Source organism: Leucobacter sp. cx-328, assembly GCF_014530035.1.
In the GTDB taxonomy this organism is placed as follows: Bacteria; Actinomycetota; Actinomycetes; order Actinomycetales; family Microbacteriaceae; genus Leucobacter.
In genome coordinates, this window is sequence record NZ_JACVMX010000009.1 from 25,733 (window position 1) to 41,662 (window position 15,930).

Sequence of the window (15,930 nt, forward strand, 5' to 3'; positions counted from 1 at the left end):
GGCGGCGTGTCGACACGGCGGCGTGTGGCGCGACCGTGTCGCGTTCCCCGAACGCCTCCACTTAGCTCCACACGTGCGCCATTGTCGAACCCGCAAAGAACCAAAACCGCGAAATTCTGCGGTTTTCATGTCACGAGATCACTGCCGAGTTGTCATGTCACGCAGCAAATTCGTGCGCCAGCACGCACTTAATTGCGCCTTGAAGCCGCACGAATTCAACCATGTTTCACTCATTTCAATTCTTATTCCCAAATGTTGGTGACTAGTGGAGTGAAGTGGAGTACTGTGGGGTCAACGCAACGGTGAGGAAGGGAGAAGGGACTATGTTCCTTGGTACTTTCACGCCGCGCTTAGATGAGAAAGGACGCCTCATTCTTCCGGCGAAATTCCGGGCTGAATTGGCTGACGGCCTCGTCATCACTCGCGGGCAGGAACACTGCCTGTACGTGTTTAGTGAGCGCGAATTTGCGGAGATGCACGACCGAATCCGGCAGGCGCCGGTGACGTCTAAGCAGGCCCGCGATTACCTGCGCGTGTTTCTGTCCGGAGCGCACCCTGACTCGCCTGATAAGCAGCACCGGGTGACGATCCCACAAAGCCTTCGTGATTATGCGGGGCTCGACCGCGAACTTGCCGTTATCGGCGCTGGTTCACGTGCCGAAATTTGGGACGCCGAAGCATGGACGCGCTACCTGTCAGCACAGGAAAGCGCCTTCTCTGAGATCGAGGAAGAGGTTATTCCCGGAATGTTTTAGCCGGGAGCTCAATCATGAACCACATCGAACAGGATCCGCGCGACCTTCATATCCCAGTCATGCTCGATCGGTGCATCGAGCTCTTGGCCCCCGCAATCGGCGCAGACGGCGCCGTCGTAGTGGATGCAACCCTCGGCATGGGTGGCCACAGCGAAGCGTTGCTGGAACGATTCCCGAACCTCATCGTCATCGGTCTTGACCGCGACACTCAGGCGCTTACGCTCGCTGGCCGTCGCTTGGAACGGTTCGGTGATCGCTCGATCCGCGTCCACGCCGTGTACAACGAGATCAGCGACGTTGTTCGCCGCCTTGGTTTCAAGCACATTGATGGCGCACTCTTCGACCTTGGCGTCTCCTCGCTGCAGCTCGACGCCGCAGAGCGTGGCTTCGCCTACGCGCAGGACGCGCCGCTCGACATGCGCATGGACCAGTCAACCGGCATGACGGCGGCAGACATTCTTGCGCAGGCCCCGGAAGGCCGCCTCCGCGAGATCTTTGAACGTTACGGCGAAGAGCCGCTCGCGGGTCGGTATGCTCGCGCAATCGTGGCGGCGCGCGAAGAGGAACCCATCGAGCGCAGCGGCCAGCTCGTCGACCTGCTCCAGGAGGCAACTCCCGCCGCAGTTCGCAGCCAGCGCCACCCGGCAAAGCGCGTCTTCCAGGCGCTGCGCGTTGAGGTGAACGCAGAGCTTCGTGTGCTGGCAGAGGCGATTCCGTCGGCAATTGACTCACTGCGCGTGGGCGGCCGCCTCGTCTCGATGGCATACCAGTCGCTTGAAGACCGCATCGTCAAGCGCGAGCTCGCACAGCGTGCGAAGTCGACCACTCCGGCGGGATTGCCCGTGGAACTGCCCGAACACAGCCCGGAGGTCAAGCTCTTGACCCGTGGTGCTGAAAAGGCAAGTGAAGAAGAACAGCAGCGAAATCCTCGTGCGATCCCCGCGCGTCTTCGTGCAGCTGAAAGACTGAGGGAGCGTTCATGAGTGCACAGCCCGCACGCCTGTCGGTAGCTTCGGTTGCCTCACTTCCGCAGCGTAGGAGCGAGGAAGCCCAGCAGCACCTCCGCTCGGTCTCGGCCGCGCCACGAAAGAAGCCATCACGCGTCGTCCTCGTGTCGGCCGTGCTTGTCGGCGTCTTTCTTGGACTGCTCGGCATTCAGCTCGCCCTGAGCATCGTTATCTCGAGCGGCGCATACGAAGCCCGTGCGCTCAAGACTGAGGAACGCGATCTCCTGCGCGTCGAGCGTGTGCTCTCGCAGAACATGGACAAGCTCTCCTCACCGCAGAACCTCGCAGCAAATGCTGCGCAGCTCGGCATGGTTGAGAACCTGCACCCTGCAACGCTTCGCTTGAGCGACGGCGCGATCCTCGGCTCGCTGGAAACAGCGACCTCTGAAGTACGTGCAAACAATGTGCCGAACGCAACGCTTTCGACGCTTACCCCCGTTGACGCCGCCGGTCTCTCTGCAGATCAGAAGCCTGCAAAGTCTCAGGCCGCAGTGACGTCAGCCCCAGTACGCTGGAAGGGCAAGCTTCCTGCGCCTGCAACTCACTAATGTGTGTCAACACACGCTGGTAACCCGCTTCAGGAGGGGAAGAGTATGAGTCGTACCTTTCGAGGTGTTCCTGCTCGGAGCGCGTCCGTGCTTGTCGTCATCGTGTTCATGGCCTTGCTGTTTGCGATCCAGCTCATCAACCTGCAGGTGGTATCAGCCGCTGCGATGAACGAGGAATCGGCTTCGAAGCGTGCGGTTCCCGATGTGATCAAGAGCGTGCGCGGCGACATTGTCGACCGCAATGGCGAAGTGCTTGCCACAACCGATGAACGTTACGACGTGCAGCTTTCCCCCAAGAACACGAAGGTGAATGGCGGGACCTTCTACCGCAAGGTAGAGGGCGGCGGCATTGGTACTGTGGAGGTCACCTCGGCGCAAGCGTTCGAGGAGATTGGGGCGATCACTGGTCAGTCGGGTGCTGAAATCCAGAAGATTGTCGACGATGCACTTGAGGAAGACCCGAAGTCAGACTTTGCCTATGTCAAGCGGGGTATCGACCTCTCGCAGCTCCAGCAGCTGAAGGCGCTCGACGTTGATTGGCTGACCTTCGCTTCGCACCACAAGCGGGTGTACCCGAACGGCGCAGTAGGCGGAAACCTCGTGGGCTTCTCTGGCGCCGATGAGGAAGCGCAGGCCGGTATTGAGCTTTCGCAGGACGAGTGCCTTGCCGGTGTTGACGGCGAGGAGCACTACGAGCGCAGCATGGACGGAGTCCCGCTGCCCGGCAGCGTCGTCACGACGCGCGAAGTGCAGAACGGTGGCACGGTCGAGCTCACGATTGACCGAGATCTGCAGTGGCAGGCGCAACAGATCATTAACACGCAGACCGAGAGCGTCGGTGCCGAGTGGGGCTATCTGACGATCATGGATGCGAAGACGGGCGAGCTTCTCGCGGTTGCAGAAGATGGCTCAGTCGATCCCAATGACGTTGACGCTTCAGAACCTGACAAGCGTGACGCACGCTCATTCATTCGTCCGTACGAGCCTGGTTCGACGTTCAAAGCGGTGACGGCCGCGGCGCTCGTTGATTCAGGCACGGCGACGCCGACTTCCCAGCACCTCACCCCGATGCGCTGGGTGCCAGAAGAGGGTGTGACGTTTGGCGACTCGACGATTCACGACGAGATGCCCTGGACGCTGACCGGAATTTTGACCGAGTCATCAAACGTCGGTACCGCGTACTTCGGCACGCAGATGTCGAATGAGGAGCGCTTCGAGTACTACCAAAAGTTCGGGTTTGGTATTTCGACGGAATCCGGTATGCCGATGGAAGATTCGGGCTTGCTGTACGAGCCAGCTGAGTGGGATCGCCAGAGCGTCTACAACATCACCTTCGGTCAGGCGATTTCGAGCACGATCATTCAGACCGCGGGTGCATACCAGGCACTTGCGAACAATGGTGTGCGGATCCCGCCGACGCTCGTCAAGAGCTGCACGTCTGGCGACGGCACGGTGACCACGTATGATCACGGCAAGCCGGTACGCGCCGTGTCCGAAGAATCTGCGGACACCGTGTTGCGGATGTTAGAAACCGTGGTGACACACGGTTGGTACAGCGACCTCGCGGTGATTCCTGGCTATCGAATCGCCGGAAAGACGGGTACGGCAGAGCAGTCTGACGGCGAGGGCGGCTACCGCCCCGACTACGTGAATTCGTTTGCGGGTATCTTCCCTGCTGACGATCCGCAGTATGTAGCGGTAGCATCTATTGCGTTCCCATCGTCGGGCGACGGCGGTACAGCGGCCATTGCTGCGTTCACTGAAAGTGCGGAGGCAACGATCCGCGCATTCCATGTACCGCCCTCGACAGGATCTCTCGATCCGTACCCCATTGAGTACTAGACCCGCGCTTCGCGCACCAGGAGATATTGATAGTGACCAGCGGACCCGCGGCAGCAGGCAATCAGACGAACGGCACGACGATCCGCCCCACGCGACAGCGTGAGACAGATCTGAAGCAGCTCGCCTCGCAATTTGAGCTTGCTATCAGTGGTGTTGAACCTACCGCCGATGCGGGGGTAGTGACCGGTATCACGCTGGACTCACGTGATGTCCGCCCCGGTGACCTGTACGCTGCGCTGCCTGGCGCGAAGCGTCACGGCGCAGAGTTCGCGGCGCAGGTGGCTGAGGCTGGCGCCGCGGCGATCCTCACCGACGCGGCAGGCCTCGCGCTCATCCAGGCAGCTGGCGTCACGCTGCCCGTGCTGGTGAGCGAAGAGAACCCGCGCGAAGTTATGGGCGATGTTTCGGCCGTGGTCTACGGCACTGCCGAGCTCAACAGCAAGTTCTTCGGTGTGACCGGCACTAACGGTAAGACAAGTGTGGTCTACCTCATCGCAGAACTACTGCGTGCGGCTGGCTATACGCCCGGCCTGAGCTCGACCGCTGAACGTCGCGCGGGCGACACCGTCATGCCCTCGGGCCTGACGAGCCCAGAGACCCCTGAACTGCACGGCCTGCTGGCTCGCATGCAGGAGGTAGGTGTCAACGCGGTAGCACTCGAGGTCTCAGCGCACGCCGTCTCACGACGCCGCATCGACGGTGTCCACTTCGACGTCGTCGCCTTCAACAACTTCTCGCAGGACCACCTCGACGACTACGGCGACATGGAGAGCTACTTCGCTGCGAAGCTCGCGCTCTTCTCGCCGAAGCACGCCGCGCACGGTGTGGTTGTCGTCGATTCCCCCTACGGTCAGCGCATCGCTCGCGAGTCGCAGATTCCTGTGACGACCCTCGCGACCGAGTTCGGCCAGACCGCTGATTGGCACCTGGCCATCACCTCGCAGACACTCGACGGTGTCGCGTTCGTGCTGCAGGGTCCCGAGGGCGCATACTTCCGCGGCCGCGTTCCGATGTTTGGCCGCTTCATGGCTGAAAACGCCGCGCTTGCGCTCATCATGTTGCACGAGGCAGGTATCTCCCTCGCAGATGTCGAGAACGGACTCGATAGCGGCCTGATTCCCGTGTATATTCCGGGCCGTCTCGAAGCGCTGAATCCCGAGCTACCAGCTGCACAGGGCCCGCGCTTCTACGTCGACTACGGACACACACCCGGCGCGTTCGAAGCAATGCTCGATGCCCTCGGTGATGTCGCACCCAGACGGATCATCTTTATGTTTGGTGCTGATGGCGACCGCGACACGACCAAGCGCGAAGAGATGGGGCGGATCGCCGCAGCCGGCTCCGATGAACTCGTGATTTGCGACTACAACCCGCGCACCGAAGACCCTGCCGCGATCCGCGCCCAGCTCATTGCTGGCGCGAAGGAGGGCAAGCGTGCAAACGTGCACGAAGTTGCCGATCCGCGTGCTGCGATTGACACGGCCATTTCGCTTGCGGGGCCGGGTGACGTTATTCTGTATGCCGGTCCCGGACACGAGGATTATCAAGAAGTTGCCGGACGGCGTGTGCCGTTCTCGGCGCGTGATGAGGTACGCGGTGCACTCCGCGAGGCAGGATTGCTTGCGTGATTGACCTGACGCTCACCGAAATTGCTGAGGCCGTCGACGGCCGACTGGTGCTTGGTGCCAGCGGAGCCGACGCGGCCACGGTGGTGACCGGAATTTCCCAGACAGACTCTCGCGAGGTTGGCCCCGGCCAGATCTTCTTCGCCCGTCGTGGCGAAGAGACTGACGGTCACCGCTTCGTTGGCTCAGCGATTGATCTGGGGGCTGCGCTCCTCGTCGTCGAACGCGAGATTGACGATCGCGTGCCGCAGATCGTCGTCGCAGACAGCACCGACGCTCTCGGTGCGCTTGCGACCGAGGTCATCCGCCGGGTTCGCGCGGCTGGTGCGCTCACGATCGTGGGCATTACCGGCTCGAACGGCAAGACCACTACAAAGAACCTTGTCGCAGCGATGGCTGAAAAGCTTGGCACCTCAGTGGCTTCCGAGAAGTCGTTTAACAACGAGGTTGGTGGCCCGCTCACCATGCTGCGGGTCGAGGCAGACACGCAGACGCTCGTCGCCGAGATGGGCGCCAGCGGCATTGGTGAGATCCGCCGTCTGACCACTATGGCCCCGCCCCACATTGGTGTCGTGCTCTCGGTCGGCCTGGCTCACGCAGGCGAGTTTGGCGGCATCGAGGGAACCTTCATCGCGAAGAGTGAAATGGTCGAAGACCTTCCCGAGACGGCAACGGCCGTGCTCAACCGTGATGATCCCCGTGTCGTGCTCATGGCAGACAAGACTGCAGCGCAGGTTCGCTGGTTTGGCTTGCATCCCGAGGCTCACGTTCGCGCGACCGATATTGAGTCGTCGGCAGCTGGCACCACGTTCACTATCCACGCTGACGGCGAATCGGCCGCTGTGACGTTCCGCGTCCTCGGTGAACATCACGTCATGAATGCACTTGCCGCGACCACGATCGGTCTGCAGCTCGGCCTCTCGCTCGAGAGCATCGTCGAGGTCCTCGAAGCGGCAACGCTCGCGGCACCCGGCCGTATGCAGGTACTCGGTGGTCGCGATGGCATCACGATCATCAATGACGCGTACAACGCGAGCCCTGACTCGATGAGTGCCGCGATCCGCACGCTCGCGCAGATTCGCAAGCCGGAGGGGCGTTCGGTCGCCGTGCTCGGCGCGATGAGTGAGCTCGGTGAATTCAGCATCCAGGAGCACCTGCGGATCGGTCTGCAGGCAGTGCGCCTCGGAATTTCAGAACTTGTTGCAGTGGGCAAGGAAGCTCGTAACCTGCACATCAGTGCCATCAATGAGGGTTCCTGGGATGGTGAGAGCGTGTACTTCGAGACGAAGGACGAAGCGTTCGACTATCTTGCCAAAACGCTCCGTCCGAACGACACCGTCCTGGTGAAGTCATCGAACGCGGCCGGGCTCCAGGCTCTCGGCGACAAGCTTGGGGAGGCTTACGCATGATCGCGCTGCTTATTGCGGGCGGTTTTTCACTGCTGTACACGCTCGTTCTTACGCCACTGTTTGTGCGTGGGTTTAAGAAGCTGCACTGGGGGCAGTTCATCCGTGAGGATGGGCCCGAGTCGCACTTCGCGAAGCGTGGTACGCCCACCATGGGCGGTCTAATTTTCATTTCCGGTGCCGTGATTGCCTACTTTGTTGGCAAGCTCGTCATGGGGGAGACGCCTTCAGCTTCCGCGCTGCTCGTGCTCCTCATGGCAGTGGGCGCCGGTGCTGTCGGCTTCATTGATGACTTCATGAAGACACGCAAGCAGCAGTCGCTCGGTCTTGGCGGCTGGGCGAAGATTGCAGGCCAGGTGCTCGTCGCCGTCGCCTTCGCTGCGCTCGCGCTGAACTTCCCGAACGAGCAAGGATTGACGCCAGCGTCGACGCACATCTCGTTCTTCCGTGATCTGCCCTTCGACTTCATGTCGCTCGGCACCGTCATCGGTATCAGCCTCTTCGTGCTGTGGGTCATCGTCATCGTGGTGTCGACCTCGAACTCGGTCAACGTGACCGACGGCCTTGACGGCCTCGCTGGCGGCGCATCAATCATGGTCTTTGGCGCGTATCTCGTTATCGGCTTCTGGCAGGCATCGCAGGCGTGTGTTGACACCGCGAATGAGGCCGGTTGCTATTTGGTCCGCGACCCCATGGACCTCGCAGTTGTTGCCGCGGCGTTCATCGGCGGCCTCGCTGGCTTCCTGTGGTGGAACACCAGTCCCGCGCACGTGTACATGGGCGACACTGGCTCGCTCGGTCTTGGCGGCGCAATCGCTGCCTTCGCGATTCTCTCGCGCACCGAGCTTCTGCTCGTGTTGCTCGGTGGTCTCTTCATCATCGAGTCGGGCTCGGTTATTATTCAGCGCGTCTACTTCAAGGCGACCAAGGGTAAGCGCATCTTCCGCATGAGCCCGATCCACCACCACTTCGAGCTGAAGGGGTGGCAGGAGGTCACCGTCGTGGTCCGCTTCTGGATCATCGCCGCGCTCTTCGTCATCGCCGGCATCGGCGGCTTCTACGCAGAATGGCTGTTGAACCAGTGACCGAACGTAACATGGCAGAGATTTCTGAGCGCGTACAGGCGCTCACGAGCTGGCACCACGACTGGACCGGCCTGCGTGTCGCTGTGCTCGGCCTCGGCGTGACCGGCTTCTCGGTTGCTGACACGCTCGTCGAGCTTGGCAGCCGTGTGCGTGTGATCTACGGCGCACCCGACAACGACCGTGAGCGCCTGCTCGACGTCATTGGTTCGGAGCGTTATCTCGCGGCAGATACCGACGAACAGCTCGTCGACCTGCGTGCCTTCGAGCCCGACCTCGTCATCGTTTCGCCAGGCTACGCACCCAACCACCCACTCACCAGTTGGGCGACGGAACAGGGCATCACTGTCTGGGGCGATATCGAGCTGGGCTGGCGCTTGCGCGATAAGACCGGTCGCATCGCCGACTGGATCTGCGTCACCGGCACCAATGGCAAGACGACGACGACGCGCCTCACCGCGCACATGCTCGTCGAGGGTGGCCTGCGCGCGACCCCCGCTGGCAATATCGGTGTACCCATTCTTGACGCGCTCCGTGACCCGCAGGGGTACGACGCGATCGTCGTTGAGCTGTCGAGTTTCCAGCTCGAGCGCATGGGCACGATCTCGCCCTACGCGAGTGTCTGCCTGAATTTCGCGGCGGATCACCTGGACTGGCACGGTAGTACCGAGGCCTACTGGGCGGCGAAGGCAAAGGTCTACGAGAACACGCAGATTGCCTGCGTCTTTAACCGCGCTGACGATGAGACCATTCGCATGGTGGAAGGCGCCGACGTCGTTGAGGGTGCTCGCGCTATCTCGTTCGGCCTCGACAGCCCGCCCCCGAGCGGATTTGGCGTCGTTGAGGGGCTGCTGGTCGACCGCGGCTTCCACGCTGAGCGTCACGGCCAGGCGTTCGAGCTTGTGACCGTTGAGGAGCTTGCCGAGCGCGGCCTCAACGCACCGCACCTCGTCCAGGACATCCTCGCAGCAAGCGCACTCGCGCGTTCGCGTGGCGTCGAGCCAGCCGACATTGCTCGCGCGGTACTGAGCTTCGTACCCGATCCGCACCGCCTGCAGCAGCTTGGCGAGACCACGCGCCGCCCAGGCGTGCGCTGGATCGACGATTCGAAGGCAACGAACGCACACGCGGCCGACGCGGCTCTGCGCGGTATGCATGATGTCGTCTGGATTGTCGGCGGATCGCTGAAGGGCGTCGACATCGCAGACCTCGTTGAGCAGCATGCTGCCCGTCTGCGTGGCGCGGTCGTCATTGGCGTAGATCGTGAGCCCGTGCTCCGCGCGTTTGTCGAACATGCTCCCAAAGTGCCCCTCGTCGAGATCGATGAGGCTGACGGTACCGCTACGATGCACGCGGCTGCGGCCGCTGCTGGCGAGATTGCGCAGATGGGTGACACCGTCTTGCTCGCGCCCGCTGCTGCATCGTGGGATCAGTTCCGTGACTACACTGAGCGCGGCCGTGCGTTCCAAGCTGGCATGATTGCCTGGGACGGCCAGGGTGGCGCCGGGGGCGAGTAGTCCCGAGCAGGGCTCGGGACGGCTGGCGCAATCACGCATCAGCCTCGGATCGTCGTTCAAACTGAGCGGCGATAAGACGACGACAGCGCTGTGGACTGCCACACTGCTGCTCGTCGGTTTCGGGCTCATCATGGTGCTCTCTGCATCATCGATCACCTCCTACCTGGACGACAAAGGCTTCCTCGGCGGTTTCAAGAGCCAGCTTCTGTACGCGGCCGTAGGCATCCCCATCATGGCGTTTGCGGCGTCGCGCTCACTCGACTTCTGGAAGAAGTGGGCCTGGGTGTTCTTCGGTGCGGGTCTTGTGCTGCAGGCACTCGTATTTACGCCTCTGGGCGTTGAAGTCTGGGGCAACCGTAACTGGATTCAGATTGGCCCCTTCAATGGCCAGCCGTCTGAGGCGCTCAAGTTGGCGTTGATCGTGTGGATCGGCGTGGTACTGCTCAAGAAAGAGCCGCTCCTCGGCCAGATGAAGCATGAGCTGATTCCAGTCATCTTCCCAGGCGCACTGCTCGCGCTCGGTCTCGTATTGCTCGGCAAAGACCTCGGAACTGCAATGATCATGGCCGCGGTGGTGTTTGGCGCGATGTACTTCGGTGGCGTCCGACTGAAGACGCTTGGTGCGTTGGTGGTAGGCGCTCTCGTGGCACTCACCCTTTTCGTGGTGACGAGTGAGAACCGCATGAATCGTCTGTTCAGTCACGCCTCAGGCAACGAAGACTACAGCGGCCTCGGATGGCAGACGAGGCACGGACTGTGGGCGATTGCCGATGGTGGCCTGTTCGGCGTCGGTCTCGGAAACTCGAAAGCCAAGTGGTCGTGGCTGCCCGCGGCAGACAATGACTTCATCTTTGCCATCATTGGCGAAGAACTCGGCTTTGTTGGTGCGTTCGGCGTCATTCTGCTCTATCTTGTCCTCGCTGTCGTCATGCTGCGTGTGATTGGTCGTGCGCGAGATCGCTTCGGTCGCGCGGTCGTCGGCGGTATCCTCGTATGGGTGGTCGGCCAGGCGTTCGTCAATATTGGGGTCGTTATTAACATCTTCCCCGTGCTGGGCGTGCCACTCCCGCTCGTCAGTTCTGGCGGTACAGCCCTCATCGTCGGTCTTGCCGCTATGGGCGTGGTGATATCGGTTGCAAAAGACAACGCGGCCTATGCCAAGGAGCTCGAGGAGGGGTCATTCGTGGGACGATAGTTCCATGACGACTTACCTGCTCGCAGGCGGTGGCACCGCCGGACACGTGAACCCGTTGCTCGCCCTCGCTGATCTCATCACGAAGCGCGACCCGAATGCGGAGATCGTGGTCCTCGGCACCCAAGAAGGCCTCGAGTCCCGTCTCGTACCTGAGCGCGGCTACGAGCTCACCACCATTGCCAAACTTCCTTTCCCGCGCCGCCCGAGTGGGTACGCACTCAAGTTCCCCGCACGCTATGCCAAGGCGGTTAAGCGCGTGCGTCAGGTGATCCGCGAGCGCAACGTTGACGTCGTTGTTGGTTTCGGCGGTTACGCCTCGGCGCCCGCCTACACGGCTGCCAAGCGTGAGGGCATCCCTACGGTCATTCACGAGGCCAACGCGAAGCCTGGCATGGCGAACAAGCTGGGTGCTCGCAGCGCGGCTCGCGTTGCCGTGACATTCGCTGGCACGCCGATTCAGGGTGCGATTGTCACCGGTATGCCGCTGCGTCCAGAGATTGAGTCACTCGACCTCGCGGCACTGCGCGCCGAGGCGCGTGCGCACTTCGGGCTCGATCCGCACCGCACGACCCTGCTCGCAACCGGTGGATCGCTCGGCGCGCGCGCAATCAACGAGGGACTGTCGGGATCGGCAGCCGAGATTGTCGCGTCTGGCGCTCAGGTGCTCCATGTTTGGGGTGGCCTGAACGAGCTCGTAGATCCCGGCGTTGAAAGCTACAACGTGATCGAGTATTGCGACCGCATGGATCTCGCGTTTGCGGCGGCGGATCTCGTAGTTTCGCGCGCGGGTTCCACTACGGTGAGTGAGATTGCTGGCCTCGGACTGCCCGCCGTGTTCGTGCCCTATGCCGTCGGCAACGGTGAGCAGCGATTCAACGCTGCCGGTGTTGTCGAAGCCGGGGGAGCACTGCTCGTTGAGGACGAAGAGATCACTGCAGCATGGGTGTCGTCTGAGCTCATCCCGTTGCTGCAGAACGAAGCCCGACTCACCGAGATGTCGAGGCGTGCGAGCGCCGCGGGCAGCCTTGACGGCACGGCACGACTTCTTTCGCTTGTAGATGAAGTCCTGCGCGAACGCGCAACCGGCAACGGTAGTCTGTAACGCGAACACCCACCGCTAAGGAGCGCAGATGATCTATCCCGATCTCGACCTGGAAATTCCTGAAGACCTCGGCCGCGTACATTTCGTTGGCATTGGCGGATCAGGAATGAGCGGCATCGCGCGCATGATGCACGAAGCCGGCGTCCAGGTGACGGGCTCTGACCGCAGTTCGACCTACTCGACCGCTGCGCTCGAAGCGATTGGTATCCCCGTGAAGATCGGCCACGACGCCGCACACGTCGGCGACGCAGATACACTCGTCGTGACTGGCGCACTGTGGCAGGACAACCCCGAGTACCAGCGCGCGCTCGCAGAGGGCAAGCCCGTACTCCACCGCTCACAGGCACTCGCGTGGCTCGCACGCGGTCGTCGCGTGGTCTCGGTTGCTGGTGCGCACGGGAAGACGACGTCGACAGGCATGGTCGTGACCGGTTTGCTCGGCACTGGCGCTGACCCCAACTTCGTCAACGGTGGCATCATCGAGTCGCTCGGCGTCAGCTCGAGCGCTGGTCAGGACGACCTGTTCGTCATCGAGGCCGACGAGTCGGATAAGTCGTTCTTGCTTTACGACACCTCGGTCGCGCTCATTACCAATGTCGATCCCGAACACCTTGACTTCTACGGTTCGCGTGAGGCGTTCATGCAGGCGTTCGTCGACTTCGCAAGCGCGGCTCGCGAGCTCGTCGTGATCTCGTCGGACGACCCTGGTGCGCTTGAGGTGCTCGCCACCCTGCGTGCGAACGGGGTTGAAGTGCCAATCCGCACCTTCGGCGAGGCGGTAGACGCTGACGTGCGGATCGTGTCCGTCGATGATTCTGGTCCCGTGAAGTTCACCGTTGAGGTTGCCGGGGAGCGCTACGACGCTCAGCTCTCGGTCTTTGGCAAGTACAACGCGATCAACGCGGCAGGCGCACTCGCCGTGCTCGTCGGCCTTGGTGTGGAGCCTGGCCCAGCCCTCGAGGCAATCGCAACGTTTGGTGGCACCAAGCGACGTTTTGAATTCCATGCAGAGGTTGCTGGCGTGCGCGTCTACGACGATTATGCACACCACCACACCGAAGTACAGGCGCTGCTCGAGGCGGCTCGCGCAGCAGCCGGTGCCGGACGCGTGATCGCGATCCACCAGCCGCACCTGTACAGTCGCACGTCACTCTTCCACAAAGAATTTGCGCAGGTGCTCGAAGCTGGTGCTGACCACACGGTTGTACTTGCGGTTGACGGGGCGCGTGAAGATCCCGTTGCAGGAGTCACCGGAGAGCTCGTTGCGAACGACTTCGTTGATCCTGCCAACGTCGCGTACCGCCCCGAATGGCAGGACGCTGCTGATTACCTCGCAGAAATCGCGCAGCCTGGTGACCTCATGGTCACGATGAGCTGCGGCACGGTCTACCAGATCATTCCGCAGGTGGTTGAAGCATTGACTCGTCGTTTCGAGACCGAACGCGCGTGAAGCGACCCGACGGCTTCGATGGGGGTTTCCATACGGAACCCGGAGACCAGCGGGCGCACGTAGCGCCGCCGGTCAGCGAAGCCGTGCCCGAAACACCTGTCGCGCCCCAGCGATCGGCTGACTCGGGGCCAGTTTCTGGTGTCGGTGAATCTTCGCCTGGCTGGGACGCTGAATCACCGGCACCCGCCACTGCGCCCACCGCGATCGCAAAAGCCTGGCTTGGAGATGTGGTGCAACGTGGGACGCAGGCGCTCGAGGCGCGTTCGGCGGATCCGCTGCGCGATGCCAAACGACGCGTGCGCGACGCCGAGCGGAGCGTAAAGCGCCGCGAGCGCCGGGAGCGAAAGCGGTTCTCAGCGGCCGGCCGCCGCAAGCGGATCAGGCTCATGATCGTTGGTGGGTCGGTCGTCGCGCTTGCGCTCTTCGTACTGATTGGGGTGTTTACGCCCATCATGTCGGTGCGCAATATTGAGGTGACCGGCACGACAACGCTTGATCCGGTCGCGGTCACTGAGCAGCTGTCGAAGCTGCAAGGGGAGCCGCTCGCGCTCGTCTCGAAGGGCGACGTGTTCGCTGTGCTCGAAGAGTTCCCGCTCATTGAGCGCTTCGGTATCGAGCTCATCCCGCCGAGCACGATGATCGTGCGCATTCAGGAACGTACGCCCGTGATCTCACTCAAGGGTGACGGTGGATTCACGCTGTACGACGCCGCTGGCGTCGAGGTCGGTACTGCTGCCGAACGCCCCACCGGCGTGCCGCTCGGCAGTGAGCAAGTAAGCGATGTCACCACGCCGGCGTTTTCTGAGGCCGCACGCATCGTTCGTGATCTGCCGGATGATCCGCGCAACCGCATTGTGTCGGTAGCGGCAAAGGGTGCACAAGACGTCAGGTTCACGCTTGATAGTGGTGTCGAAGTCTTCTGGGGCAATCGAGAGCGTTCGCAGGCGAAGGCAGCAGTGCTCGTGAAAATGCTCGCATCACTTCAGGATCGCGGCGTGTCTTACATTGATGTCTCATCTTCGGAGGCTCCGGTCTTCCGTTGATCCGGCAAATCGGCGTGTCGATAGAAGCAGAACGCAGTACCCGCATAACTTTGGTGAGAAGCGTATACGTCAATACTAACTTTAAGGTTCAGGTTGAACTTTAAGGTTTGAGCGGAGGAACTCAGGTGGCAACCAACCAGAACTACCTTGCGGTCATCAAGGTCGTAGGTGTCGGCGGCGGTGGCGTGAATGCCGTAAACCGCATGATTGAGCTGGGTCTTCGCGGTGTTGAGTTCATCGCCGTGAACACCGATGCGCAGGCGCTTCTGCTCAGTGACGCTGATGTAAAGCTTGACGTCGGTCGCGAGCTGACTCGTGGTCTTGGCGCAGGTGCCGACCCCGAGGTTGGCCGTCGCGCGGCAGAAGACCACGCTGAAGAGATCGAAGAGGCTCTCGCAGGCGCAGACATGGTCTTTGTTACCGCAGGTGAGGGTGGCGGCACCGGTACCGGCGCTGCTCCCGTCGTCGCGCGCATCGCAAAGTCGATCGGCGCGCTGACCATCGGCGTCGTCACTCGTCCCTTCAGCTTCGAAGGAAAGCGTCGTGCGGCTCAAGCGGACAACGGCGTGAACACGCTTCGCGAGGCAGTCGACACGCTTATCGTTGTGCCCAACGACCGACTGCTTGAGATCAGCGATCCCGGAATCAGCATGATCGAGGCATTTGCCGCAGCCGACCAGGTGCTTCTTGCCGGGGTTTCGGGCATTACTGACCTCATCACGACTCCCGGCCTCATCAACCTTGACTTCGCAGACGTCAAGTCTGTCATGCAGGGGGCTGGCGCAGCGCTCATGGGTATCGGTTCGGCGCGGGGTGCGGATCGCGCAATCAAGGCGGCAGAGCTCGCGGTTGCCTCGCCGCTTCTTGAGGCCTCGGTTGAGGGAGCGCACGGCGTGCTGCTCTCGATCCAGGGTTCCTCGAACCTTGCCCTGAGTGAGATCTACGAAGCGTCCACCCTTGTGCAGGACGTCGTCCACCCAGAGGCAAACATTATCTTCGGTACGGTCATTGATGACACCCTGGGTGATGAGGTCCGCGTGACGGTTATCGCTGCAGGATTCGATGCTGATAACGGTGTTTCGAAGCAGGTCAACGATCGCGGCCGCCGCGGCAGCCATCACGAGACACTCGATGAAGCAAAGAGCAACGGACGTTCGGCCGATGCCGGCGGTGAAGCGACTGGCCTTGGGTTCCCCGGCTTCTCTGCAGCACGCGAGCCTGCCGTTGCGGCAGAGCCCACGCTCTCGTCGCAGTTCGGCGAGGTGCTCTCGAGCCCGCCCGTTGAGGCGCAGCTCAACGACCCCGCGTTCGATGGCGATGATGACGATGATCTCGACATCCCGGAGTTCCTGAGGTAA

Annotated in this window: 13 protein-coding genes; all 13 read left to right on the forward strand. The window is 61.9% G+C overall.

All coding sequences use genetic code 11. From position 1 onward, the window contains the following. Positions 1–323: 323 nt before the first annotated feature. Positions 324–755: a division/cell wall cluster transcriptional repressor MraZ gene (gene mraZ, locus ICL81_RS10060; RefSeq protein ID WP_188034761.1), complete on the forward strand. Its 432-nt coding sequence runs from the start codon at positions 324–326 to the stop codon at positions 753–755. Positions 756–769: 14 nt separating this feature from the next. Continuing rightward, positions 770–1,738: a 16S rRNA (cytosine(1402)-N(4))-methyltransferase RsmH gene (gene rsmH / locus ICL81_RS10065; protein WP_188034762.1), complete on the forward strand. Its 969-nt coding sequence runs from the start codon at positions 770–772 to the stop codon at positions 1,736–1,738. Next, a complete protein-coding gene (locus ICL81_RS10070) occupies positions 1,735–2,310 on the forward strand; it encodes a hypothetical protein (RefSeq protein ID WP_188034763.1) in 576 nt (191 codons plus the stop codon). The genes rsmH and ICL81_RS10070 overlap by 4 nt, the downstream gene beginning before the upstream one ends. 45 nt (positions 2,311–2,355) lie before the next feature. After that, a complete protein-coding gene (locus ICL81_RS10075) occupies positions 2,356–4,152 on the forward strand; it encodes a penicillin-binding protein 2 (RefSeq protein WP_188034764.1) in 1,797 nt (598 codons plus the stop codon). A gap of 32 nt (positions 4,153–4,184) precedes the next feature. Beyond that, positions 4,185–5,780 (forward strand): UDP-N-acetylmuramoyl-L-alanyl-D-glutamate--2,6-diaminopimelate ligase, encoded by a 1,596-nt coding sequence (locus ICL81_RS10080; RefSeq protein ID WP_353055496.1) that lies wholly within the window; start codon positions 4,185–4,187, stop codon positions 5,778–5,780. Beyond that, a complete protein-coding gene (murF, locus tag ICL81_RS10085) occupies positions 5,777–7,186 on the forward strand; it encodes a UDP-N-acetylmuramoyl-tripeptide--D-alanyl-D-alanine ligase (RefSeq protein WP_188034765.1) in 1,410 nt (469 codons plus the stop codon). The genes ICL81_RS10080 and murF overlap by 4 nt, the downstream gene beginning before the upstream one ends. Next, entirely contained in the window at positions 7,183–8,268 is a 1,086-nt protein-coding gene (gene mraY / locus ICL81_RS10090; RefSeq protein ID WP_188034766.1) for a phospho-N-acetylmuramoyl-pentapeptide-transferase, read from the forward strand. The genes murF and mraY overlap by 4 nt, the downstream gene beginning before the upstream one ends. Next, a complete protein-coding gene (gene murD / locus ICL81_RS10095) occupies positions 8,265–9,782 on the forward strand; it encodes a UDP-N-acetylmuramoyl-L-alanine--D-glutamate ligase (RefSeq protein ID WP_353055497.1) in 1,518 nt (505 codons plus the stop codon). The genes mraY and murD overlap by 4 nt, the downstream gene beginning before the upstream one ends. Then, entirely contained in the window at positions 9,763–10,977 is a 1,215-nt protein-coding gene (gene ftsW, locus ICL81_RS10100) for a putative lipid II flippase FtsW (RefSeq protein ID WP_188034768.1), read from the forward strand. Before murD ends, ftsW begins: the two co-directional genes overlap by 20 nt. A 4-nt stretch (positions 10,978–10,981) precedes the next feature. Continuing rightward, on the forward strand, positions 10,982–12,079 hold the full coding sequence (gene murG, locus ICL81_RS10105; RefSeq protein WP_188034769.1) for an undecaprenyldiphospho-muramoylpentapeptide beta-N-acetylglucosaminyltransferase: 1,098 nt from the start codon (positions 10,982–10,984) through the stop codon (positions 12,077–12,079). A 28-nt stretch (positions 12,080–12,107) separates the two neighbouring features. Further along, positions 12,108–13,529, forward strand: a complete 1,422-nt coding sequence (gene murC, locus ICL81_RS10110) for a UDP-N-acetylmuramate--L-alanine ligase (protein ID WP_188034770.1) — start codon at positions 12,108–12,110, stop codon at positions 13,527–13,529. Beyond that, positions 13,526–14,572, forward strand: a complete 1,047-nt coding sequence (locus tag ICL81_RS12220) for an FtsQ-type POTRA domain-containing protein (RefSeq protein ID WP_215394786.1) — start codon at positions 13,526–13,528, stop codon at positions 14,570–14,572. The genes murC and ICL81_RS12220 overlap by 4 nt, the downstream gene beginning before the upstream one ends. 125 nt (positions 14,573–14,697) lie before the next feature. Next, the gene (gene ftsZ, locus ICL81_RS10120) at positions 14,698–15,930 is read left to right on the forward strand and encodes a cell division protein FtsZ (protein WP_188034772.1); all 1,233 of its coding nucleotides are present in this window, start codon (positions 14,698–14,700) and stop codon (positions 15,928–15,930) included.

What these genes read in the sequence shown, in the direction of transcription:
- ICL81_RS10070 (WP_188034763.1), top strand. Translation starts at nt 1,735, where the DNA reads ATGAGTGCACAGCCCGCACGCCTGTCGGTAGCTTCGGTTGCCTCACTT.
- rsmH (WP_188034762.1), top strand. Translation starts at nt 770, where the DNA reads ATGAACCACATCGAACAGGATCCGCGCGACCTTCATATCCCAGTCATG.
- murC (WP_188034770.1), top strand. Translation starts at nt 12,108, where the DNA reads ATGATCTATCCCGATCTCGACCTGGAAATTCCTGAAGACCTCGGCCGC.
- mraZ (WP_188034761.1), top strand. Translation starts at nt 324, where the DNA reads ATGTTCCTTGGTACTTTCACGCCGCGCTTAGATGAGAAAGGACGCCTC.
- ICL81_RS10075 (WP_188034764.1), top strand. Translation starts at nt 2,356, where the DNA reads ATGAGTCGTACCTTTCGAGGTGTTCCTGCTCGGAGCGCGTCCGTGCTT.
- murG (WP_188034769.1), top strand. Translation starts at nt 10,982, where the DNA reads ATGACGACTTACCTGCTCGCAGGCGGTGGCACCGCCGGACACGTGAAC.
- mraY (WP_188034766.1), top strand. Translation starts at nt 7,183, where the DNA reads ATGATCGCGCTGCTTATTGCGGGCGGTTTTTCACTGCTGTACACGCTC.